At 68.5% G+C, this 22356-nt stretch carries 25 protein-coding genes; 10 read left to right on the top strand and 15 right to left on the bottom strand.

What is annotated here, in order from left to right; all coding sequences use genetic code 11:
* Window positions 1-139 precede the first annotated feature (139 nt).
* The 5 genes from ACY0PA_RS20790 to ACY0PA_RS20770 form a co-directional block, all read right to left on the bottom strand.
* The gene (locus ACY0PA_RS20790) at window positions 140-448 is read right to left on the bottom strand and encodes a hypothetical protein (RefSeq protein WP_116512240.1); all 309 of its coding nucleotides are present in this window, start codon (window positions 446-448) and stop codon (window positions 140-142) included.
* 269 nt (window positions 449-717) lie between these two features.
* Window positions 718-951 carry a DUF397 domain-containing protein gene (locus ACY0PA_RS20785; protein WP_473086024.1) on the bottom strand — a complete coding sequence of 78 codons (234 nt, stop codon included), beginning with the start codon at window positions 949-951 and terminating at the stop codon, window positions 718-720.
* A 715-nt stretch (window positions 952-1666) separates the two neighbouring features.
* Window positions 1667-1906 carry a DUF397 domain-containing protein gene (locus ACY0PA_RS20780; RefSeq protein ID WP_473086023.1) on the bottom strand — a complete coding sequence of 80 codons (240 nt, stop codon included), beginning with the start codon at window positions 1904-1906 and terminating at the stop codon, window positions 1667-1669.
* Complete coding sequence (locus tag ACY0PA_RS20775) at window positions 1896-2084, bottom strand: DUF397 domain-containing protein (protein WP_473086022.1); 189 nt, start codon at window positions 2082-2084, stop codon at window positions 1896-1898. Before ACY0PA_RS20775 ends, ACY0PA_RS20780 begins: the two co-directional genes overlap by 11 nt.
* Before the next feature lie 11 nt (window positions 2085-2095).
* A complete protein-coding gene (locus ACY0PA_RS20770; protein WP_473086021.1) occupies window positions 2096-2941 on the bottom strand; it encodes a helix-turn-helix domain-containing protein in 846 nt (281 codons plus the stop codon).
* 175 nt (window positions 2942-3116) lie between these two features.
* On the opposite strand from ACY0PA_RS20770, the gene ACY0PA_RS20765 reads away from it, so the two are divergent.
* From ACY0PA_RS20765 to ACY0PA_RS20750, 4 genes are all read left to right on the top strand, one after another.
* Window positions 3117-3566, top strand: a complete 450-nt coding sequence (locus ACY0PA_RS20765) for an ATP-binding protein (RefSeq protein ID WP_473086020.1) — start codon at window positions 3117-3119, stop codon at window positions 3564-3566.
* A gap of 151 nt (window positions 3567-3717) precedes the next feature.
* Window positions 3718-3843: a hypothetical protein gene (locus ACY0PA_RS20760; protein WP_473086019.1), complete on the top strand. Its 126-nt coding sequence runs from the start codon at window positions 3718-3720 to the stop codon at window positions 3841-3843.
* Window positions 3844-3965: 122 nt separating this feature from the next.
* A complete protein-coding gene (locus ACY0PA_RS20755) occupies window positions 3966-4988 on the top strand; it encodes a C40 family peptidase (protein WP_473086018.1) in 1023 nt (340 codons plus the stop codon).
* A 235-nt stretch (window positions 4989-5223) separates the two neighbouring features.
* A complete protein-coding gene (locus ACY0PA_RS20750; protein WP_473086017.1) occupies window positions 5224-5943 on the top strand; it encodes a phosphatase PAP2 family protein in 720 nt (239 codons plus the stop codon).
* Between the two features lie 462 nt (window positions 5944-6405).
* Here the strand turns inward: ACY0PA_RS20750 and ACY0PA_RS20745 are convergent, their stop codons facing one another.
* Together ACY0PA_RS20745 and ACY0PA_RS20740 are read right to left on the bottom strand one after the other, a co-directional pair.
* Window positions 6406-7977: an FAD-binding oxidoreductase gene (locus ACY0PA_RS20745; protein ID WP_473086016.1), complete on the bottom strand. Its 1572-nt coding sequence runs from the start codon at window positions 7975-7977 to the stop codon at window positions 6406-6408.
* Between the two features lie 79 nt (window positions 7978-8056).
* The gene (locus ACY0PA_RS20740; RefSeq protein ID WP_473086015.1) at window positions 8057-8218 is read right to left on the bottom strand and encodes a hypothetical protein; all 162 of its coding nucleotides are present in this window, start codon (window positions 8216-8218) and stop codon (window positions 8057-8059) included.
* Between the two features lie 100 nt (window positions 8219-8318).
* Between ACY0PA_RS20740 and ACY0PA_RS20735 the strand changes: the two genes are divergently transcribed.
* Together ACY0PA_RS20735 and ACY0PA_RS20730 are read left to right on the top strand one after the other, a co-directional pair.
* Entirely contained in the window at window positions 8319-9194 is an 876-nt protein-coding gene (locus tag ACY0PA_RS20735; RefSeq protein ID WP_473086014.1) for an SCO4651 family lipoprotein, read from the top strand.
* Window positions 9195-9291: 97 nt separating this feature from the next.
* Window positions 9292-9492, top strand: coding sequence for a hypothetical protein (locus ACY0PA_RS20730; RefSeq protein ID WP_473086013.1), 201 nt, complete (start codon window positions 9292-9294; stop codon window positions 9490-9492).
* 93 nt (window positions 9493-9585) lie between these two features.
* Here ACY0PA_RS20730 and ACY0PA_RS20725 read toward each other — a convergent pair whose 3' ends face one another.
* Window positions 9586-9936, bottom strand: coding sequence for a metal-sensitive transcriptional regulator (locus ACY0PA_RS20725; protein WP_362898339.1), 351 nt, complete (start codon window positions 9934-9936; stop codon window positions 9586-9588).
* 188 nt (window positions 9937-10124) lie between these two features.
* Here ACY0PA_RS20725 and ACY0PA_RS20720 point away from each other — a divergent pair, with 188 nt between their 5' ends.
* Window positions 10125-10745, top strand: a complete 621-nt coding sequence (locus ACY0PA_RS20720; protein WP_356273697.1) for a DUF47 domain-containing protein — start codon at window positions 10125-10127, stop codon at window positions 10743-10745.
* Between the two features lie 9 nt (window positions 10746-10754).
* Window positions 10755-11753 (top strand): anion permease, encoded by a 999-nt coding sequence (locus tag ACY0PA_RS20715; protein WP_473086012.1) that lies wholly within the window; start codon window positions 10755-10757, stop codon window positions 11751-11753.
* 134 nt (window positions 11754-11887) lie between these two features.
* Here ACY0PA_RS20715 and pstB read toward each other — a convergent pair whose 3' ends face one another.
* The 4 genes from pstB to pstS all read right to left on the bottom strand — a co-directional run bounded on the left by pstB (window position 11888) and on the right by pstS (window position 16034).
* Window positions 11888-12664 carry a phosphate ABC transporter ATP-binding protein PstB gene (pstB, locus tag ACY0PA_RS20710; protein WP_473086011.1) on the bottom strand — a complete coding sequence of 259 codons (777 nt, stop codon included), beginning with the start codon at window positions 12662-12664 and terminating at the stop codon, window positions 11888-11890.
* Between the two features lie 71 nt (window positions 12665-12735).
* On the bottom strand, window positions 12736-13800 hold the full coding sequence (gene pstA, locus ACY0PA_RS20705) for a phosphate ABC transporter permease PstA (RefSeq protein ID WP_473086010.1): 1065 nt from the start codon (window positions 13798-13800) through the stop codon (window positions 12736-12738).
* Complete coding sequence (pstC, locus tag ACY0PA_RS20700; protein ID WP_473086009.1) at window positions 13797-14804, bottom strand: phosphate ABC transporter permease subunit PstC; 1008 nt, start codon at window positions 14802-14804, stop codon at window positions 13797-13799. The genes pstA and pstC overlap by 4 nt, the downstream gene beginning before the upstream one ends.
* Before the next feature lie 99 nt (window positions 14805-14903).
* Window positions 14904-16034: a phosphate ABC transporter substrate-binding protein PstS gene (pstS, locus tag ACY0PA_RS20695; RefSeq protein WP_473086008.1), complete on the bottom strand. Its 1131-nt coding sequence runs from the start codon at window positions 16032-16034 to the stop codon at window positions 14904-14906.
* A 332-nt stretch (window positions 16035-16366) separates the two neighbouring features.
* Between pstS and ACY0PA_RS20690 the strand changes: the two genes are divergently transcribed.
* Both ACY0PA_RS20690 and ACY0PA_RS20685 read left to right on the top strand, forming a co-directional pair.
* On the top strand, window positions 16367-18040 hold the full coding sequence (locus ACY0PA_RS20690) for a recombinase family protein (protein ID WP_473086007.1): 1674 nt from the start codon (window positions 16367-16369) through the stop codon (window positions 18038-18040).
* Between the two features lie 61 nt (window positions 18041-18101).
* Entirely contained in the window at window positions 18102-18365 is a 264-nt protein-coding gene (locus tag ACY0PA_RS20685; protein WP_473086006.1) for a hypothetical protein, read from the top strand.
* A gap of 83 nt (window positions 18366-18448) precedes the next feature.
* Here ACY0PA_RS20685 and ACY0PA_RS20680 read toward each other — a convergent pair whose 3' ends face one another.
* The 3 genes from ACY0PA_RS20680 to ACY0PA_RS20670 all read right to left on the bottom strand — a co-directional run bounded on the left by ACY0PA_RS20680 (window position 18449) and on the right by ACY0PA_RS20670 (window position 22336).
* A complete protein-coding gene (locus tag ACY0PA_RS20680; protein WP_473086382.1) occupies window positions 18449-18862 on the bottom strand; it encodes an NUDIX hydrolase in 414 nt (137 codons plus the stop codon).
* Window positions 18863-18927: 65 nt separating this feature from the next.
* The gene (locus ACY0PA_RS20675; RefSeq protein ID WP_473086005.1) at window positions 18928-19983 is read right to left on the bottom strand and encodes a CHAD domain-containing protein; all 1056 of its coding nucleotides are present in this window, start codon (window positions 19981-19983) and stop codon (window positions 18928-18930) included.
* Entirely contained in the window at window positions 19964-22336 is a 2373-nt protein-coding gene (locus tag ACY0PA_RS20670; RefSeq protein ID WP_473086004.1) for an RNA degradosome polyphosphate kinase, read from the bottom strand. The genes ACY0PA_RS20675 and ACY0PA_RS20670 overlap by 20 nt, the downstream gene beginning before the upstream one ends.
* Window positions 22337-22356 lie beyond the last annotated feature (20 nt).

The following is a 22356-nucleotide window of genomic DNA, read 5'->3' as shown; positions in this document are numbered from 1 at the left end:
CGTACGCCCCCTCAGGCTCGTGCTGAACCGCCACGTACGACGGTAGCCGCGCTGCTTTCCGCGCGGGCGCGGTGTGGTGACTCGACATCAGGGAGTTGCAACCTCAGTGCAGGTGAGACCGGAGCGGGCGGAACAGCGGCTAGATCGCCATGCCGTACACGATGGTGAAGAGCGTGCCGAGTGAGCCGATGATGAATACGCCGGTCAGGCCCGCGATGATGAGGCCCTTGCCCTGCTCGGCGCTGAATGTGTCGCGCAGGGCCGTCGCGCCGATCCGTTGCTTGGCCGCGCCCCAGATGGCGATGCCCAGGCACAGCAGGATCGCCACCGCCATCACGACCTCGACCATCACCTGAGCTTCCTTGCCCAGATTCTGGAATGGGCCCCAGTCGGGGGCGATCCCGCCGATGATGGTGTCGATGTTGCCTTTGCCGGCTGCCAGCAGCATGTGTAACTCACCGCCCCATGTGGGTAGTTCTGTCGCCCCCGCCGCAGCGCAGAGGTCAGGCCCATTCTTGCCCAGATCGCCGCGGATGCCTGCCGACTTGGCGCCATTCCTTGGCTGAGTTCCTGCGTCTTCACATGGTTGCGTATACGAAGGAACGTACGATCACTCTGTGTATCACGCTGCGTCACTCCGGGCAATGAACGTCAGGTCTGTGCCGTGACCTGAACGGTGACGGTTCGTTGGCCACTCACTGACCATCGCCACACGCGTCAGAGGCCCTCGGCGAAGTGGTCGAACTCGCCTGCCTGTACGCCCAGTACGAAGGCGTCCCACTTCGCGCGGGTCGTGGTGACGACGGTGTCCGGGGCGGACGTCTCGCGCAGGTACACGAGGTCGCCGGTGCCGAACGCGATCTCGATCCAGGGGCCGTCCCCGGTCGCGTCCTCGGGGGCGGCGCGGGTCCAGTCGAGCCGGGTGGGGGGCTGGGTTTCGTCGTGGGGCAAGGGTCGTCCTTCCTGAGGTCACCGATGAAAAGCGAATGGGGTGGCTGGGGTCCGTGGGTGGTTGCTGGCGGCCTCCGTACGCCGTCCTCTTCTCTGCGGCCAGGTGGGGGCTGACTTTCGTCGCTCGATGTTCGTACGGGGGAGGGGGGTTCCTCATCCGCTCAGACCACCCATGGGCTCCGGACGACCAAGGACCAAAGACGAAAAGACGGCGGCTACGGGGAGGGAGGGGAGGGGCGGGGTGGATTGCCGGGTGCGGGCCGGTTCGTGTGCGGGGGTGTGGGTGCGGGTGGAGCAGCTGCCGGGGCCGCTGACTTCTTTGTCGGTGGGAGCGGAACTGGCCGGAATCTGCCAGTCATGAGGGCGCTGTCAGGGGGGCGGTTCTCTGAGCTGCGTATATGTCGAAGGTCGGCGGGGTGTGATGTCCGTGGGGGGTGCGAGTGGCAGATCTCGGCCACAGAGGGGTCGTTTGCCCCCCCAACCGACGGGCCGCAGCCGCCGGCGAGAGAGCAGACCGCCCCTGGACCTGCCGCGTGCTCTTCTTGCTGTTGCTGCCTGCTTTTTGTCTTTGGTCTTGGTGCTCCGGAGCCCGTTGGGCGTTGAAGGAAAATTCGGCTCCCCCTTCAGCCCCGTACGAAGTTCAGCCGACGAAAGTCAGCCCCCACCGAGCCGCAGACAAAAGGACGGCGTACGGAGGCCGTCAGCAACCACCCAGTTACCCCAGCCACCCAATCTGCTTTTGATCGGTAACCCGCACCCGCCGCACCAGCGCGGCGAAGGCGGCGGGGGTGACGGTGAGTACGGAGTGGGCCGGGTCGGCCGACTCCGTGAGCAGCACGGATCCGGTGGGGCCGGGGGCGATGTGTACGCAGGAGTTGCCCTGGGCGCAGTAGGACGACTTCTGCCAGGTGACGTCGGGCATGGTGTGTCCCTTCACGGCGATCTCAGTCGCCATTCGGCTCTTGCTTGAGTGCGCGGAGCAGATGCGAGAAGGCGGCGGGGGCGGCGGTGAGTATCGCTCTGCTGGGGTCGGCGCTTTCGGTGAGATGGACTGCTGCGGCTGTCGCGGCTACGTGCACGCAGGAGTCGCCCTGGGCGCAGTAGGACGACTTCTGCCAGGTGAGGTTGGACATGCCTCTTCCCTTCACAGGTGGTGGGCGATGTTGTGGATGAAGTCCCTCGACTCCTCGGGATTCAGGGCGATGGCTTCCATCCGTGCGATCAGTACGCGGTACTTGGCGAGCTGGGCCTCGGCGTCGAGGAAGGCGGGGCCGTGGGACTGGTCGAGGTGCACGGTATCGAGCAGGGGCGCGGGGCCGTGGGAGTAGAAGATCGACTGCCCTGAGCCAGCGAAGGAGCCTGCGGCGAAGGGGATCACCTGGATCGTGATGTGCTCGCGTTCGCTCATGTCAATGAGGTGTTGCAGCTGGCGTTTGGTCACCGCCGCGCCGCCCAGCAGCATGCGCAGGGCGGCCTCGTGGATGATCGCCTGGTACGGAGTCGGGTCGCTGCGGAAGACGACGGCCTGCCGCTTGATGCGGAAGGAGACCCGGTGCTCGATGTCGGGCGGTGAGATCTCCGGTACGTCCTGAAGGAAGATCTCGCGCGCGTGGTCCCGGGTCTGCAACAGGCCGGGGATGTGAATGGTGATGGCGGTCTGCATGCGCTTCGCGTGGTGCTCGACCTCGGCGAGGTCGAGCAGTGCGGCGGGCAGTGTCTCGCGGTACTCCTCCCACCAGCCCCTGGTCCGGTCGGTGGTCATGTCGCTGAGAGCTTGTACGAGCGCTTTGTCCGAGCAGTCGTAGTGGCAGGCAAGCGTGCGTACGCGCTCGGCGCTCACTCCGACGCGACCGGCCTCCATGTTGCTGACCTGCGTCTGCTTGATGCCCATGAGTTGACCGGCCTCGGTCGCGGTCAGGCCTGCCCGCTCACGGAGTTTGCGCAGCTCGGTGCCGAATCGGAGTTGACGGCCCGTCGGGTTGGTCCGCACGGATTTCCAGGTCTCCTTCACTCACATGAGTGGCAGTGCACCCAATCTTTGGGGTTCGGTTAATGAGTTCACTACCTTGATGGCAGGCGCCTCACCCAGAAGCACCCCGCTCGACGGAGCGGCCTGGTCACTGGGATCCATGAAGTCCAACTCCCCACCGCACCCGGAGACTTCCTTGACCACCGTATCCCCGCCCCCCTGGACCTACGCCCTTCATCTCCCCCACGACCCCCGCGCCCCCGGCATCGCCCGTGCCACCCTCCGGCTCATCCTCGATGCCCACGGCCTCACCGACCTCACCGACGACGCCGAACTCCTCGCCTCCGAACTCCTCACCAACGCCCACCTCCACACCACCGGCCCTTACGCCCTGCGACTCGCTCCCGCCGCCGTTGACCCCGGGCGGCTCCGGGTTGCCGTATGGGACTCGAACCCCCGGATTCCGTCCGGCTTCGGGCCCGTCCGTAACGGGGACGTGCCGCCCGAAAGTGCGGAGGGCGGCCGGGGGCTGCACCTGGTGCGGGCCTGCGCGGACGCGTGGGGCGCGTATGCGCTCGGTGACGCGCAGGGCGGGAAGCTGCTGTGGGCCGAGTGTGCGGGAAGCCGTGGACGGTGGGGGGCCTGATCGCCAAGCTGGGGCGTCCTGAGTGACCAACCGGCGTGCGGCAGATGGCGGTTACCCGACAGGGGCCCGGGTCTGTGAGCCGTACCTTCGTCAGGTCGCAGGAGAGAGCCGCCGGGCATCTGCGGGCGTACTTCGACACTTCGACCAGCCGTTGGAGTTCTTGCGTTACCTCGCGGCCGAGCGGCTCGTCGCCGACGCGGAGTTGAGCGGAGAGCGGCGGGCCGCCATCGTCGCCGAGCTGGTGCGGGCGATGGCCGGGGCGAGGGGGGCCCGGTGACGTGGGTCCGGCGTGCGTGATTCGGACAATCCGGGGTGCGTCCTCGTCATGAGGGCCAGTGAGAAACCCGCCCACCTACACTGAGGCCCGGCGTACTACCTTGTTTCGAGGGGCGGTTGACGGTGCGTAAGGCGTGGGTCGTCGGGGGTGCGCTCGCCGCCGGGGGGACCGGGTTCGTGACGCTGCTCGTCGTCGGTACGTACATGGCCGCCGGCTCTCTCGCGAGCGGGGTCGGCAAGGGGGCCGTGGGGCTCGCCAAGGGCGCCGTGCCGTCCGCGTACCAGTCGATCGTGCAGGAGTGGGGGAACCTCTGCCCCGCGATCAATCCGGCGCTGCTCGCCGCTCAGCTGTATCAGGAGAGCGGGTTCAACCCGAACGCGAAGAGTCCCGCGAAGGCGCTCGGCATAGCGCAGTTCATCCCGGGGACGTGGGCCGCGCACGGGGTCGACGGGGACGGGGACGGGGACCGGGACATCTGGGATCCGAAGGACGCCATTCCGTCCGCTGCCTCGTACGACTGCTCGCTCGCCAAGTACGTGAAGGGCGCGCCGGGCAATCAGACCGAGAACATGCTCGCCGCTTACAACGCGGGCGCGTACGCCGTCATCAAGTACGGAGGCGTACCGCCGTACCGCGAGACGCAGAACTACGTGAAGACGATCACGAACCTGGAGAAGAGCTTCGCGCGGCCGGTCGGGCGTGTGCAGCCGTCGCAGCAGGCGGCGGGGGCTATTTACTACGCGCAGAAGAAGCTCGGGACCCCGTATCTGTGGGGCGGGAACGGGACCGCCGACCAGGGCGGGCGGTTCGACTGCTCGGGGCTGACGCTCGCCGCGTACCGGGAGGTCGGGATCGAGCTGCCGCGGGTCGCGAACGACCAGTACAACGCGGGGCCGCATCCCAAGCGGGACGAGCTGCTGCCGGGGGACCTCGTCTTCTTCTCCGACGACCTCACCAACAGCCGCGCGATCCGTCACGTCGGGATCTATGTGGGCGGCGGCTACATGATCGACGCGCCGCGGCCGGGTGCCGTGATCCGGTTCGACCCGGTCGACACACCCGATTATTTCGGGGCGACGCGGGTGACCGAGGATGGTGCGAAGGCGGTGCCGAGCGAGAGGCCGGCCGGGAACTCCGAAGTGTGACGTGGCTGGAACTCTCCGTTAAAGCCCTGCCCTGAGCTGCGGCTTCGTGTCTCTCTTCGATAACGTCTGCGTGATCATTCGGTGGAGTGCGGAACGAAGGAGAGGGCGTCGTGCGTTCCTTTTCCTGAGCCGATCGCGGATCGACGAAGACCGCGGATCTATGACCACGGGGGTGGACGAGCGGCGCACGACAGTGTGCGCCCACTGAGCAGCAAGACGAAGGGGCCGCGGCGAGATGGCTGGACTGGCTGGACTCTCGGCACTCGGGGCCTCCGGGGCCAACCCCGACGTCGGTCTGCTCTACGACATCAACGGCCTGGCGAAGGACGCCCCCGGCTGGGTCGACAGCGCCATGGCGTTCGTCGGTGAGTACGGTCTGCTGCTCGCGCTCGTGCTGCTCACCCTGTGGTGCTGGTGGGGTGTGCGGAAGCGGGACTCGCTCGACGACGCCGCCTCGTCCGTCGCCTCCGTCGTATGGGCCCCGCTCGCGGCCGGAATCGCCGTCCTGGTGAACGTGCCGATCCGCGGTTTCGTGGAGCGGCCCAGGCCCTTCACCGACCACGAGGGCCTCGACGTCCTTGTCGACGGCAAGTCGGACTTCTCCTTCGTCAGTGACCACGCGACGCTCGCCATGGCCATCGGCGCCGGCCTCTTCGTCGCCCACCGCAAGTTCGGGCTCATCGGTCTCGGGCTCGCGGTGCTCGAAGGGTTCTGCCGGGTCTTCATGGGCGTGCACTACCCGACCGACGTCGTCGGCGGATTCGCCCTCGGCACGGCGGTGGCACTGCTCCTGTCGCCGCTCGCGTCCGCGCTGCTCACGCCGCTGGCGCGCGCCGTCGGGCGGACGACGCGGCTGCGGTGGCTGGTGTGGTCGCCTAGCGGCGGGGCGCCGGCTCGGGAGACGGTGGAGATTCCTGAGCCTCGGGAGTCCGAAGAGCGGGATCTGGCCGCTTAGCCCTCTCTGCTTCACGTCGGCACAGGAGGACGGCGCCGCCGCCCGCGGCGGCGAGCGCCACGGCGCCGGACGCGATGGCGAGGGTGCCCGAGCCGGGGTGTTCCGAGTCGTCGTCGGTGACGGCGGCGGTCGTGACGCCCAGGGCGAGCGCAGCGGCGGCGATCGCGAGGACGGCGACTGTGCGGGGGATTCGGGGTATTCGGGGTATTCGGGGCTTGTTCATGGTCCCAGCGGAACGCTGCGCTTCGCTTTGGGCCACTTGAGGGCGTGTTGGCTGAGCCGTATGTGTGGGCTTACCGCTGGAACGGGCGTGCGTTTGCGCAGTTCCCCGCGCCCCTTAAGGGTCTTTCGGCTGCGGGTCCGGTGGGGGCTTGTCGTGCCCACGCGGCGGAGCCGCAGAATGGCACAGCCCCGCGCCCCTCAGAGGCGCGGATCAGGGGCGCGCTCAGATCAGGTCGCCCCTCACAGCCCCTGCGGGAACGTGAAGAAGTGGTTCGGGTCGTACTGCTTCTTGACCGTCGCCAGGCGTGTGGCCGCGTCGCCGTAGTACGCCTTGCGCCAGTTCGTCAGTGTCGGGTCCGTGTAGTTCTGGTACGCCGCCCCCGACGCGTACGGCCGCATCGCCGCGTGGGCGGAATCGAGCCAGCCGCGGGCCGTGGAGCCGGACGTTCCGGCCCGCCAGGAGACGATGTACTGCGCGAGCATCCGGGAGCGCCGGTGCACGAACGCGGTGGCGGTCGGGTCGACGCGGTTGATCGCCCCGCCGAGCGCGGTCAGCGCGATGCTGCCGGCGCCCGAGGTGACGTTCTCCAACTTGGCGAACATGGCGCGGATGCCGGCCGAGGAGATCGAGCGGTCGAAGAAGTCGGAGCGGGCCGCGTATGTCTCGCGCCCGAGCGCCCCCTGCGTGCTGCGCCCCGGGGTGGTGCCCGGCAGGTGGCACTGGGCGTCCTCGGCGAATGCCGAGCAGCCCGCGTACACCTCCATCGACTCCTCGTAGGAGCGCCGCTTGAGGGAGACGTTCGACGCGGGGCCGGGGCCGCCGGGGCGGTCGGCGAGGCGGTCGACGGCGTTCTGGAGCTCGCGGTACGTGCCGAGCGAGAACGCGGAGACCGAGATGGTCGGCCGGCCTCCGACGGCGTTCGCCATGTGGCAGGACGACCAGATCTCGTCGGGCTGCGAGGGACCCCACTCCTGCCAGGCCTTCAGGACGGCGGTGGCCTTGGACCAGGGCCAGGTCATGTACGCGGAGACGGCCTGCGGGGCGGGGTGCGTGCGGAAGCGGAGCTCGGTGACCACGCCGAAGTTGCCGTTGCCCGCGCCGCGCAGGGCCCAGAACAGGTCCTTGTTCTCGCTCTTGTCCGCGACGACCTGCTTGCCGTCCGCCGTGATCAGCGTGGCCTGGGTGAGGCTGTCGCAGGTCAGGCCGTAGGCACGGGAGACGACGCCGTGGCCCCCGCCGAGGGTGAGGCCGGAGACGCCGACGGTGGGGCAGGACCCGGCCGGGATGGTGACGCCCTTCGCGGCGAGCGCGCGGTACACGTCGATGAGCTTGGCGCCCGCGCCCACCACGGCCTCGCCCCCGGAGGCCCGGATCGCGGAGAGCTTGGACACGTCGAGGATCAGGCGGCCGTCGCCGGACGACCAGCCCGCATACGAGTGGCCGCCGTTGCGGATCGAGACGGGGACGTGGTGCGCCCGCGCGTAGGCGAGCGTGGTGCGGATGTCGTCGGGGTGGGCGACGTAGGCGACGGCGGTCGGCTTCAGGCTGTCGAAGCGGGTGTTGTAGAGCTGGCGCGCGGCCGCCCACTTGGCCTGGCCGGGGGTGACGAGCGTGCCGTCGAGGTCCTTGGCGAGTGCCTTGAGGTTCGCCGCGGCGGAGGCGCTCGCGCCGGTGGTGCGGAGGGGGGCGCTGGTTGTCGCGCCGGGCGTCGCCCGCCCGCCGCCGGCCCCCGCCGTGCCGGTGCTGCATGCCGTGGCCGCGCCCGCCGTGACGGTGGCCGCGCCGACTGCGATGAACGTACGCCGATCCATGGACGCCTCCCGTTGTTTCCCGGGGTACGAGACGTCTTTGGGGAGCGCGGGGTTCCACGCCGGGCGGTCGGGTTCGGGGTCAGGGGCGGGCCGTGTGCTCCTCGGCGTCGCTTCTCGCCTTCGAGCGGGCTCTGCGGGAGGGGCCGCGCCAGCCGCAGGTGCAGCGGGCCAGGCAGAAGCGGCCTTGCTCGGCCGTGGTCGTTCGGTGAGTTGCGGGGAGTTCGGACTGCTCGTGTGCCACAGCTCAACGGTACGCGTGACGGGCGCAGGCAACTGTCGTTATCCGGTCGACAGAGGGGCCGCGGACGCTCGGATTGACAGGGCTTGGGGGCAGACAGGCGATGGTGCAGCACGGACGCGCAGCACGAGCGGTCGCAGCGGCCGCGGCGGTCGGAGTGATGGGCCTCACCACCGGCTGTTCGGCCGCCGCCGAGGCGGACAACGAGAGCCCGGCCGACTCCGCCGCCGCCGTCCACGACGCGGCCGACCGCCTGGTCAGGGAGGGCAGTTCCAAAGCCCGTACGTCCCTGGAGATGGCGAGCGGCGGGACCCGCGTCACGATCAGGGGCGAGGGCGTCTACGACTACCGGGCGCGCGTCGGGCAGTTGAAGGTGGTGCTTCCGCAGGATCCTTCCGGCGCCGAGGAGCACCGGCCCATCATCGAACTCCTCGCGCCCGGCGCCCTGTACATGAAGAACCGGGGCGCGGGGGTGCCCGCCGACAAGTGGGTGCGGGTCGACACGGCCACCATGTCGGACGGGAACCTGGTCACGGGCGGGGCCACCGATCCGCTGGCCGCCGCCGAACTGCTGCGGGGCGCGCGCAAGGTGGCGTATGTGGGGGAGAGCGAGCTCGCCGGGACGGACGTGCGGCACTACCGCGGGACCGCCGACATGGCGGCCGCCGCCCGCGCCGCCTCCCCGGCCGGCCGGCCGTCCCTGGCGGCCGCGGCGAAAGGGTTCGCCGAGGACCAGGTGCCGTTCGACGTGTACCTCGACGACGAGGGCCGGATCAGGAAAGTGCGGCACCGGTTCAGCTTCGTGAATACGAAGGCGACGACTGCGGTGAAGGAGAACGGGAAGGGGCAGGGGCAGAGCGGGAAAAGGGACGTCGTCGATGTGGCGTCCACCACTCTGCTCTACGGCTTCGGGGTCACGGCGAATATCGAACTTCCCGACACAAAGGACATTTTCGCCGGGAAGATCGCCGAGAATTAGCCGTCCGGAAATGGTCCGTCCGTGCCATGCGCAGCGCGTAGGCCGCTCCCTACTCTAGGAAGTCGGTTACGGCTACGGCTTACGGCTGGAAGAGGTGATGAACGTGGCTCCGGTGGGCGGCACGGCGGTTCATGACCACGTCGCCCTCGCCGAGATCGAGCTGTGCGGTGAATTGATCATCGCGGCGTCCGCCGCGGATGAGGACCGGCTCAGTGCGGACCGTATCGACGAGGTGCTGAGGGTCGCCGAGGAGCGGTGGCCCCGGGAGCTCCGGGGCGAGGATCCCGGGGAGTCCTGAACCCGTGAGGGGCGCGGCCGGTCGTCCGGCGCGCCCCGGCTCCGGGTCACGTATCTCACAGGGGCAGGGCGCGCGGTGCGCGTCCCGGGCGTCTCACGTGCGCAGCATCCGCGCGATCGCCTTCGTCGCCTCCTCGACCTTCGCGTCGATCTCGTCGCCGCCCTTGACCGCCGCGTCGGCGACGCAGTGGCGCAGGTGCTCCTCGAGGAGCTGGAGCGCGAAGGACTGGAGGGCCTTGGTGGAAGCGGAGACCTGCGTGAGTATGTCGATGCAGTAGACGTCCTCGTCGACCATCCGCTGCAGGCCCCGGATCTGGCCCTCGATGCGGCGCAGGCGCTTGAGGTGCTCGGCCTTCTGGTGGTGGTACCCGTGGATTCCACGGTCGTGGTCCGTCACGGTCTCGCCGTCGTGGTCGGTCACGATCTCGGTCGCTTCCGTGGTCATCGCGTCCTCCCGTTGCATACCCCTAGTGGGTATATGGTACCGAATTCCGAAGGTGTCCGACGGGTTCGCGGGACCCCGTGCCGACCACAGTGCCCGATGGGCGACACTGGTGTATTGCCGGTTAGCCGTGGCCGGATGATGCGCCTAGCATCAGCCTGACCGAATCCAAAGCACCCCGAGGACCCCACGTGCGCTTTCGTCTGACCCCCAGGGAGACGAGCTTCTACGACATGTTTGCCGCATCCGCGGACAACATCGTCACGGGCTCGAAACTCCTCATGGAACTGCTCGGGGCGGATTCCTCCGCCCGGGCCGAGATCGCGGAGCGGATGCGGGCAGCGGAACACGCCGGTGACGACGCCACCCACGCGATTTTCCATCAGCTGAACTCCTCGTTCATCACGCCCTTCGACCGCGAGGACATCTACAAGCTCGCGTCGTCCCTCGACGACATCATGGACTTCATGGAGGAGGCCGTCGACCTCGTCGTCCTCTACCAGGTCGAAGAGCTTCCCAAGGGTGTGGAGCAGCAGATCGAGGTTCTGGCGCGCGCGGCCGTCCTGACGGCCGAGGCCATGCCGAACCTGCGGACCATGGACAACCTCACCGAGTACTGGATCGAGGTCAACCGCCTTGAGAACCAGGCCGACCAGATCCACCGCAAGCTGCTCGCGCACCTCTTCAACGGCAAGTACGACGCCATGGAGGTCCTGAAGCTCAAGCAGATCGTGGATGTGCTCGAAGAGGCGGCGGATGCCTTCGAGCACGTGGCGAACACGGTGGAGACCATCGCCGTCAAGGAGTCCTGAGGCCTTCTCATGGACACCTTCGCACTGATCGTGACGATTGGCGTCGCGCTCGGATTCACGTATACGAACGGCTTTCACGACTCGGCGAACGCGATTGCCACGTCGGTCTCCACGCGTGCGCTGACGCCCCGGGCGGCGCTCGCGATGGCCGCGGTGATGAACCTCGCCGGTGCCTTCATGGGCAGCGGCGTCGCCAAGACCGTGAGTGAGGGGATCATCGCCACGCCGCAGGGTGACAAGGGGATGGGCATCCTCTTCGCCGCGCTCGTCGGCGCAATCATCTGGAACCTGGTCACCTGGTACTTCGGCCTGCCGTCCTCGTCCTCGCACGCGCTGTTCGGCGGCATGGTCGGCGCGGCGCTCGCCGGCGGGACGGCCGTCTACTGGACCGGCGTGCTCGACAAGATCGTCATCCCGATGCTCACCTCGCCGGTGATCGGTCTGATCGTCGGCTATCTCGTCATGTGCGCGATCCTCTTTCTGTTCCGGCGGTCCAACCCGCACAAGGCCAAGCGCGGCTTCCGTATCGCGCAGACGGTGTCGGCGGCGGGCATGGCGCTCGGCCACGGTCTGCAGGACGCGCAGAAGACGATGGGCATCGTGGTGATGGCCCTCGTCATCTCCGGGCACGAGACCTACAGCGACCCGATCCCGGTCTGGGTCAAGCTCGTGTGCGCCCTGATGCTGTCGCTCGGTACGTACGCGGGTGGCTGGCGCATCATGCGGACCCTCGGCCGCAAGATCATCGAGCTGGACCCGCCGCAGGGTTTCGCGGCGGAGACGACCGGTGCGTCCATCATGTTCGGCTCGGCGTTCCTGTTCCACGCGCCGATCTCGACGACGCACGTCATCACCTCGGCGATCATGGGCGTGGGCGCCACCAAGCGCGTGAAGGCGGTCCGCTGGGGCGTCGCCAAGAACATCGTCCTCGGCTGGTTCATCACCATGCCGGCCGCCGCTCTGGTCGCGGCGGGGAGCTACTGGATCGTGAATCTCGCGTTCGGCTAGTACGCAGTCTTCGTACGCGTTCGGCCAGTACGCAGTCTTCGTACGAAAAGAGGGCCCGCCCCCCGGGAGCCAGGGGGCGGGCCCTTTGCCTTGCGGTGGCACCGCCATGCAGCACCGCAAGGAGCAGGTGGTGTCTAGCCGAAGCGGCCCGAGATGTAGTCCTCGGTGGCCTGGACCGACGGGTTGGAGAAGATCCGCTCTGTCTCGTCGATCTCGACGAGCTTGCCGGGCTGGCCGACCGCGGACAGGTTGAAGAACGCCGTGCGGTCCGAGACGCGGGCCGCCTGCTGCATGTTGTGCGTCACGATGACGATCGTGAAGCGCTCCTTGAGCTCGCCGATCAGGTCCTCGATGGCGAGGGTCGAGATCGGGTCGAGGGCCGAGCAGGGCTCGTCCATGAGGAGCACCTGGGGCTCGACCGCGATGGCGCGGGCGATGCACAGACGCTGCTGCTGGCCGCCGGAGAGGCCGGAGCCGGGCTTGTTGAGGCGGTCCTTGACCTCGTTCCAGAGGTTGGCGCCCTTGAGGGACTTCTCGACGACGTCGCCGAGCTCGCTCTTCTTGTACGAGCCGTTCAGGCGCAGGCCCGCCGCCACGTTGTCGAAGATCGACATGGTGGGGAACGGGTTCGGGCGCTGGAACACCATGCCGACCGTGCGGCGCACGGCGACCGGGTCGACGTGGGCGCCGTAGAGGTCCTCGTCGTCCAGGAGCACCTTGCCCTCGACGCGGCCACCGGGGGTGACCTCGTGCATACGGTTCAGGGTGCGCAGGAAGGTGGACTTGCCGCAGCCGGACGGGCCGATGAAGGCCGTCACGGAGCGGGGCTCCACGGTCATGGAGATGTCTTCGATCGCCTTGTGCGCGCTGTAGTAGGCGGTGAGTCCGCTTACGTCGATTCGCTTGGCCATGATGGTTACTTCACTTCCAGTACGTCGCTGTTGGCCGCGTCAGCGACCGGTCACGCGGCGGAGCCGCAGATTCAGTGCTGTGGGGCTTTCCAGCGGGCGATGCCGCGGGCCACCAGGTTCAGGATCATGATGAACGCGATGAGGACGAGAGCCGCCGCCCACGCACGGTCGTACGCCGCCGGGCTGCCGCCGCTGTTCTGGTACTGCTGGTAGATGTACAGCGGCAGCGAGGACTGGGGTCCCTGGAACGGGTCCGTGTTGATGAGCGGGTTGCCCCAGACCAGCAGCAGCACGGGCGCGGTCTCGCCGGCGATACGGGCGATGGCCAGCATCACACCGGTCGTGATGCCGCCGATCGACGTCGGCAGGACGACCTTGAGGATCGTGCGCCACTTCGGTACGCCGAGCGCGAGGGAGGCCTCGCGCAGCTCGTTCGGGACGAGCTTGAGCATTTCCTCGGTGGAGCGGACGACGACCGGGATCATCAGGATGGAAAGGGCCATCGACCCGGCGAAGCCGGAGTAGCTGAAGCCGAGGATCAGGATCCAGAAGCTGAGGATGAACAGGCCCGCGACGATCGACGGGATGCCCGTCATGACGTCGACGAAGAAGGTGACCGCCTTGGCGAGCTTGCCCCGGCCGTACTCGACCAGGTAGATCGCGGTGAGCAGGCCGATCGGCACGGAGATCAGGGTGGCGAGGCCGACCTGCTCCAGGGTGCCGATGATGGCGTGGTAGATGCCGCCGCCCGGCTCGTAGTCGGTGACGACGCCCATCGAGTGCGTCAGGAAGAAGCCGTCGAGGACCTTCACGCCGCGCGAGACGGTCTCCCAGATCAGAGAGACCAGCGGGATCACGGCGAGGATGAACGCGACCCACACGACGCTGGTCGCGACGCGGTCCTTGGCCTGGCGCTTGCCCTCGACGGCGGTGGCGATGCCGAACGTGCCGAGCACGAACAGGACCGCGGCGATCAGACCCCACTGGATCCGGCTGTCGAGTCCGGCGCCCAGGCCGATCGCGCAGCCGATCGCGACGGAGCCGACGGCGATGGCGTACGGGGACCAGCGCGGCAGGCGCGCGGCGCTCAGCGAGTTGGTGCCGGGGGCCGGCGGGGTGATGGTTGCGTTGCTCATGCGTTGGCCCCCGAGTACTCCTTGCGGCGGGCGATGATCGCGCGGGCCGCGCCGTTCACGACCAGCGTGATGATGAACAGGACCAGACCGGAGGCGATGAGCGCGTCACGGCCCTGCTCGGTGGCCTCGCTGAACTTCGCGGCGATGTTCTGCGCGAAGGTGCCGCCGCCCGGGTCGAGCAGGCTGGCGTTGATCTCGAAGCTGGGGGAGAGGACCGTCGCGACGGCCATGGTCTCGCCGAGCGCGCGGCCGAGGCCGAGCATCGAGGCGGAGATGACGCCGGAGCGGCCGAAGGGGATCACCGACATGCGGATGACCTCCCAGCGGGTGGCGCCGAGCGCGAGTGCGGCCTCCTGGTGCATCAGGGGCGCCTGCCGGAAGACCTCACGGCTGACGTTCGTGATGATCGGGAGGATCATGATCGCGAGCAGGATGCCGACGGCGAGGAGGGTGCGCGGGGCGCCGCCCTGCCACTCGAAGATGCCGGTCCAGCCGAAGTAGTCGTCGAGCCAGCTGTAGAAGCCGGTGAGGTGCGGCACCAGGAAGAGGGCGCCCCACAGGCCGTACACGATGGACGGGACGGCGGCGAGCAGGTCGACGACGTACGCGATCGTGCCGCCGATCTTCTTCGGCGCGTAGTGCGTGATGAACAGCGCGATGCCGACGGCGACCGGGACGGCGATCGCCATGGCGATGACCGAGGAGACGATCGTGCCGAAGGCGAGGACCGCGATGCCGAAGACCGGCGGGGTCGCGTTGGCGTTCCACTCGAAGGTCGTGAGGAAGTTGCCGTCGTTCTTGGACAGCACCATCGAGGCGCGGTAGGTGAGGAAGCCCGCGATGGCGGCCATGATCACCAGAAGCAGGATGCCGGAGCCGCGCGAGAGACCGAGGAAGATCCGGTCACCGGGGCGGGTGGCGCCGCGGGCCGCGCGCTTGTCGAGCGAGGGCGTCGGCGGGTCGGTGGGGGCGGGTGGAGCAGTCGTCTTCGTGGATATATCCATGGGGTTCTCCGGTCTGCGGAGCCGCGGTCGGGCGGCTCCAGGCGGCGGTGCACCGGACGGTGCGGCCCGCCCCCGATCGGGGACGGGCCGCACGCTGGGTCAGCTCAGGCTCGCGATGGTGTCGCGGACCTTGGTGTTGATCTCGGAGGGGATCGGCGCGTAGCCGAGGGCCGCCAGGGAGTCCTGGCCGTCCTGGCTCGCGATGTAGGTGAGGAAGGACTTGGTGGCCGGGAAGGTGTCGGCCTTGTTGCCCTTGTCGCAGACGATCTCGTAGGTGACGAGGGTGATCGGGTAGGCGCCGTCGGCCTTCGTCGCGTAGTTCAGCTCGAGCGAGAGGTCCTTGCCGGTGCCCACGGTCTTGGCCTCGGAGATCGCCTTGGTGGCGTTCTCGACGGTGGCCTTGACCGGCGCGGAGGCGCCCGTGTCGAGGTCGACCGTCTTGATGCCGTCCTTGGCGTAGGAGAGCTCGAAGTAGGAGATCGCGCCGGTGGTCTGCTTGACCTGCTGGGCGAGGCCGGAGGAGCCCTGCGCCGACTGGCCGCCCTTGGCCTGCCAGGCCTTGCCGCCCGAGTACTTCCAGTCCGCCGGGGAGGCGGCCTTGAGGTACTTGGTGAAGTTGTCCGTGGTGCCGGACTCGTCCGAGCGGTGGAACGCCTGGATCTTGGTCTTGGGCAGCTTCGCCTTGGGGTTCAGCTTGGCGATGGCCGCGTCGTCCCAGGTGCTGATCTTGCCGTCGAAGATCTGGGCGAGAGTCTTGGCGTCCAGGACCAGGTTGTCGACACCCGGGACGTTGTAACCGACCGCGATCGGGCCGCCGACCATCGGGAGGTCGATGCCCTGGCCGCCGGAGCAGATCTTCTTGGAGGCGGCGACCTCTTCGGGCTTCAGCGCGGAGTCCGAGCCGGCGAAGGCGACCTGGCCCTGGGTGAACGCCGTGACACCGGCGCCCGAACCCTCGGGCTTGTAGTTGATCTGAACGCCCTTGCACTCGGCGGTGTACGCCTTGACCCAGGCCTGGATGGCGTTGGCCTGCGCGGAGGAACCGTTCGCGAGGAGCTGGCCCTTGGCGTCGTCGCACTTGATGCTGCCGGCCTTGGCTGTCGGGCCGCTGCTCGAACCGCCGTTGGCACTCGTGTCGTCCGAGCCGCACGCCGTGAGGGCCAGGGCGCCGGAGACGGCGATGGCGCCGAGGGAGAGGGCGCGGAGCCGGTTCTTGCGCTGAAGCTTCACTTTCGGATGTTCCTTCCAGGAGCCGCCGGTCGGAGATCCGGGACGGCGTGCGAAGTCTGTTCGTTCCAGGTAGGCGGTGCGGTGTTCGCCCGTGTGAGCGACTCGCACCGTGTAAGGCCGAAATTAGGCAGGACAGGTGAAGCGGCCGAAGGGCATGAGTGAACGGAGGGTGAACCTCGGCGGTCGGCCTGGTTAGGGGAAGGGTTGCAGTGTGCATCTGACACGTTACGTGGAGTATGGATTGCTGCTGGCGCCGGACGCCGCCCGGGATTGCCCTTGGGGTGTTACCAAAGCGGTAGCAACGTAAAGTGCGGTGCATGTAACGTCGAATTGTGATCGACACACGCAACCCGGCGCGGTCCTCCAAGACGTTCTCCCGCTCCTATGTCGCACCCGCCCTTCAGGCGTGGCTGGACGACGGCGGAAAGGTCGACGAGTGGCTGAACGGACGCACCCCTCTGATCTCCTACGCCCGCATCTCTGCCGACCGATTGAACGGCGATGCCATCGGTGTGGGCCGCCAGCACAAGAACAACACCAGGAACGCAGAGCAGCACGACTGCGCGGTTGTCCTGCACTACGAGGACAACAACGTCACCGCCGCCAAGCGTGACGTCGAACGCCCCGCTTTCCTGCGGATGTGCAGCGACATCACGCATGGTCAGGAAGAGGAGACCGGCATACCGGTCCGCGGTTGCGTAGCCGTGGAGAGGGAACGGGTGTACCGCCTTCCGCGCGACTTCGTTGCCTTCCAGGACGCACTTGTCATGGTCGGTGACGGCGTCTTCATCGATGACAAGACCCTCCTGGACCTGGTCAACGATGACGGGACGATCATCGGGGACCTGGCCGGCTCGGGAACAGGCGAGGCCGAAGTCAAGAAGCTGCGCGAGCGCACCGTCCGGAACGCTGCAGACCGGGCGGAGGAAGGGAAGACCTACGGCGCACCGCGCCGCTTCGGCTGGCTGGGTGCGTCCAAGGATCCGTACAGGCTCGGCAACAAGCACAAGAACACAGAGGAGTGGCCGCACCTGATCGAGATGGTCAAGGCACGCTCTACGGGGAGGTCGTGGCGCGGAATCACAGCCGAGATCAACAGGAAGAAGGTCCTGACCGCACGGGGCGGCCGATGGACAGAGCAGGGAGTAAAAGGCCTCGTGACCAATCCGGCGTGGTGGGGCGGCCGAGTCCTCAACGGAGAAGTCGTGACGGATCGCACGAGCGGCGAACCGGTGATCGGGACCTGGGACCACGCTGATGCAGAGGCCGACAGCGTCGGGTACGAGACGTGGAAGAGCATCATGACCGGGGTCAAGGCGAAGCGTCTGCACCGGGGAGCTAAGCACGCTGAGTGGGCGCAGCAGACCGAGGAAGAGCCGCGCACACGGACGTATCTGTTCTCCGGCACCCTCCGGTGTGGGCGCATCAATGACTTCGAAGAGGTCTGCCGCTCAAAGCTCACGGGCAACAAGGCCACAGGTAAGAACGCCAAGTACGGCGACTACTACCGATGTGGAGACGCCAATTGCAAGGGCGTGGGCCGCAGGGTGACACCGGTGGATGAGTTCCTGGAAACGCTGATACTGACCCACTTGGACAAGCACTTCACCGGAACCAAGGTCACGACGGTCCCCTGGCGCGGCAAGGAGAAGCTGGCCAATCTCCGTAGGCAGCGCAGGGGCGTCAATGAGTCCGTCGCCTCCGGGGAGGCGGACTGGAGCGATGTCCGCGATCTCCTCACCCGGCTGAACCGGAACATCACGACCTTGGAGCAGGAAGAGCAGGATCATCTGAAGGCCGAGGTGAAGAGGAACCTTCTGCGTGGGTGGAGCCGAGGGAAGTGGGGCCGAATGGGGCTGGAGGAGAGGCGCGAGGTGATCGCGCAGGTACTTACCTCCGTCGTTGTCCTGCCGATCCCGGAGGGAGTCAGCGACAAGGCCCCATTCGACCCCGATCTGCTCAAGGTCTCGTGGCGCAAGGACACTGAGGTCTTCTCGGCAACGTGACGGTTGCGGTGCGTGACCTCGTGCGGGGCGCCCATGCCGGGTGACCTGGCGTCAGGTGTGGGTGAAGCCCCTGGAGGAACGGGTCTGCGAAGGTCAAGTTCTGTACAGCCAGAGGCTTTACACGCTGACCGGTATCCACCGCTGTGCTCGATGTCGGCGGGGAGATCGACGCGACCCTGGCATCCACAGCGTCGCCGAGCGTGCGAATGCCCTGCTCAAAGTCGCGTTCAAGATATGCCGCGTCAGCCTCGGCACCCGCGGCATCACCCGGATCGCCCGAGCCGTCCTCGTCCTGCTCCAACTGGAACACGGCCGCACCGCCTGAACGAAGATCACGAACCGTCACGAGACGTTACCGAGGTTCACTGACGCCGCCAATCCTTGATCGAGGACAGCATCTGCGCCTTCTTATGCCATCTCCCCGGTCGCATGAAGGGTTTTGAGGAGGGCGTCGAGCAGTTCCTTGTCTCTGTCCTGGGTGAGGCGGTCACGTGCGTCGGCGGGCGAGAGCCAGATCAGCCGAGACACTTCCCGGCTGGGTTCGAACGAGCCGCCGATGGCTTCGGCCGCCCAGTAGCGGACTTCCTTGGGGCGACCCTCCACCCGGTACCGGACGGTGGGCAGCTCAAGGCCCAGCTCGCACCTCATGCCGGTCTCCTCCGACACTTCGCGTACTGCCCCATGCCGAGCGGGTTCGCCGCGCTTCAGTTTGCCTTTCGGGTGGGACCAGTCTGCCCACTTCGGCCGGAAGACAAGGGCAAGTTCGATGCCGTCGCCAGAGGGCGGGCGTCGCCACAGCAGGCAGCCCGCCGCGTGGATGATGCCGTTGCCTTCCTTGCCTTCCTTGCCGTTCTTGTGGTTTTTGTGGTTTTTGCTGTCCTTGTGCGTCACCGCGTGCCCACCGCCTCGTGCAGCCAGGCCCGCTGGAACGCGAAACGGGCCGCTTCCACGTCGTGGCGCTGGTCGGCGTGCAGGACGCCGAGCGCGTAGGCCGTCGCCGGGGCGATGCGCGGGGTGCGGGCCGCGTGGGCCGCGGCGGCCGCGGCCTCGGCGGCGTCCCGGTGCCGGTCGAGCGCGGCGGCCGCCTCGGTCTCCGCGTCGGTCGGCCCGCCGCCGCGTCCGCACGTCACGACCTCCTGGGCGTAGCGATGCAGCCGCAGCAGGAGGCGTACGTGGTGCCAGGGCGCGTCCTGGGACGGGGGCGCCGTGTCGGCGGTGAGGCCATGGACGAGGGCCTCACCGTTGTAGGGGTGGCCCGCCCGGTGGAGGGGGAGCGCGGCGACGGCCTCGGCGAGGCGGGACTCCGCGGCGGCGGCCAGCGCGTCGAGGTCGGCCGGGGCGCCGCGCAGCGGGACCTCGCTGGCGAGTACGGCGACGTTGTCCGCGACCGCGTGGAAGCGGGACGAGCCGAGTGCTTGCAGCGCCGTCGAGTGGGCCCGGGTCCGGGCGAGGGTGAGCTGGCGCTCCAGGAGGGCGCCCGCCTTCGCCGCGCCCACGGTCAGATTTCCCGAGGCCGTGTTCTCGCCCCGCGCCGGCTGGGCCGTGCCCACCCGCCCGGCGAGGGCCGCGGGGGAAGGGACCGCGTGCGCGCCGGAGAGCCGGTGCAGCGCGGAGAGCAGGCGCTCCAGGCGGCCCGCGTACGCGTGTTCCTGCGCCAACGTGCCCGACAGCCACGCCAGTTCGGGGCGCAGCGCGTCGGACCACTCGGGGTCGAGGAGGGGACGGAACGTGTGGAGCGTGCCGCTGATGCGGCGGGCCGAGCGGCGCAGGGCGCGCGCCGCGTCGGCCGCTTCCTCGGCGGTTCCCCCGGGTGCGGCGCCGCCGCTCTCGCGGTGCTGCCGCAGGGAGCGCAGGAACTCCGTGGCCTGCTCGCGCAGATGGGCCGCGACGACCTCGCCCGCGGAACTCTCCGCTCCCGTTGTCTCAAGGTGTTGCTGTGCCACGCCGGCGCCTCCGGGCGTCTATGAGCATCTCCTGTACGTTCCGCAGGGGCCGGCCCTCCGCGTCCTTGGCGTGCCGGACCCAGTTCCCGTCCGGTCCCAGATGCCAGGAGGCGGTGGTGTCGGACATGCCCGTCTCCAGGAGCCGGTTCAGGGCGCCGCGGTGAGCCGGGTCGGAGACCCGGACCAGGGCCTCGATGCGGCGGTCGAGGTTGCGGTGCATCATGTCCGCGCTGCCGAACCAGACCTCGGGCTCGCCGCCGTTGCCGAAGGCGAAGACCCGGGAGTGCTCAAGGAAGCGGCCGAGCACGGACCGTACGCGGATGTTCTCCGACAGGCCCGCGACGCCCGGCCGCACGGCGCAGATGCCGCGGACCCACACGTCGACGGGCACGCCGGCCTGCGCGGCCCGGTACATCGCGTCGATGACGGCCTCGTCGACCATCGAGTTGACCTTGAAGCGGACGTAGGCGGGGCGGCCGGCGCGGTGGTGCTGGACCTCGTTGTTGATCCTCGAAATGAGGCCGTCGCGCAGGGACTTGGGGGCGACGAGGAGACGGCGGTACGTCTCGCGGCGCGAGTAGCCCGACAGCCGGTTGAAGAGGTCGGAGAGGTCGGCGCCCACCTGCGAGTCGGCGGTGAGCAGGCCCAGGTCCTCGTAGAGGCGGGCCGTCTTCGGGTGGTAGTTGCCCGTGCCGACGTGGCAGTAGCGGCGCAGCGTGTCGCCCTCCTGGCGCACGACGAGCGACAGCTTGGAGTGCGTCTTCAGGCCGACGAGGCCGTAGACGACATGGCAGCCGGCCTCCTCCAGCTTGCGCGCCCACTTGATGTTGGCCTGCTCGTCGAAGCGGGCCTTGATCTCGACGAGGACGAGGACCTGCTTGCCGGACTCCGCGGCGTCTATCAGCGCGTCGACGATCGGCGAGTCGCCCGAGGTCCGGTACAGCGTCTGCTTGATCGCGAGGACGTCCGGGTCCGAGGCGGCCTGCTCCAGGAACGCCTGCACGGACGTGGAGAACGAGTCGTACGGGTGGTGGAGCAGCACGTCCCGCTCGCGCAGGGCGGCGAAGATGTCGGGCGCGGACGCGGACTCGACCTCGGCCAGGTCGCGGTGGGTGCCCGCGATGAACTTGGGGTACTTCAGCTCGGGCCGGTCGAGGCCCGAGATGCCGAAGAGGCCCGTGAGGTCCAGGGGGCCCGGCAGCGGGTACACCTCGGACTCGCTGATCTTCAGCTCGCGCACGAGGAGATCGAGGACGTACCGGTCGATGGTCTCCTCGACCTCGAGCCGCACCGGCGGGCCGAAGCGGCGCCGCATGAGCTCCTTCTCCAGCGCCTTGAGGAGGTTCTCCGTGTCGTCCTCCTCGACCTCCAGGTCCTCGTTCCGGGTCAGCCGGAACATGTGGTGCTCCAGGACCTCCATGCCGGGGAACAGTTCGCCCAGGTGCTTGGGCGCCGAGATGACGTCCTCGATGGGGACGTAGCGCTGCGGCGAGGCCTCGAGGAAGCGGGAGAGCAGCGGCGGCACCTTGACGCGCGCGAAGTGGCGGTGCCCGGAGACCGGGTTGCGCACGACGACGGCGAGGTTCAGGGACAGGCCGGAGATGTAGGGGAACGGGTGCGCCGGGTCCACGGCCAGCGGCGTGAGCACGGGGAAGATCTGCTGCTTGAACAGCGTGAAGAGCCGGGACTGCTCCTTGTCGGTGAGCTCCTCCCAGCGCACCACGTGGATGCCCTCGTCGGCGAGCGCGGGGGCGACGTCCTCCTGGTAGCAGGCGGCGTGCCGGGCCATGAGCTCGCGCGAGCGGTTCCAGATCAGCTCGAGGACCTCGCGGGGCTGGAGCCCCGAGGCCGAACGGGTGGCGACGCCCGTCGCGATACGGCGCTTGAGACCGGCCACCCGGACCATGAAGAACTCGTCCAGGTTGGACGCGAAGATCGCCAGGAAGTTCGCCCGTTCCAGGAGCGGGGTGTCCGGGTCCTCGGCCAGTTCGAGTACGCGCTCGTTGAACGCGAGCCAGCTGCGCTCCCGGTCCAGGAAGCGGCCCTGGGGCAGCTCGGCGCTGTAGTCCTCGAACTCGTCGGGGTCGGCGTCGATGTCGGCCGTGAGCGCGGGGAGATCGGGTGTGAAGTCACCGCCTGCGACGGTGTGCGGACGGTGCGCGGCTATGGAGCCGACGGACGGCTGCGCCTGCCGCTCGGAGGCCTGGTCCTGGGTGTTCTGCTGGCTCATAGACCCATTCTTCCGCGCCTGGACCACGATGGGCGCGTCGGAGAGCGCGGGTGTGAGGCGGAGTCTCCCGTTCGGGGAGCGCTCCGCCGGTGCCCCGGTGGGGTCGGGCGCGGCGGGCTGCATTCTGTGAGGGTGGCAAGCCC

It is taken from the genome of Streptomyces sp. DS1-CR2, assembly GCF_055760475.1.
The sequence above is the reverse complement of the archived record's forward strand: the minus strand, read 5'-3'. Positions and strand labels throughout refer to the sequence as shown.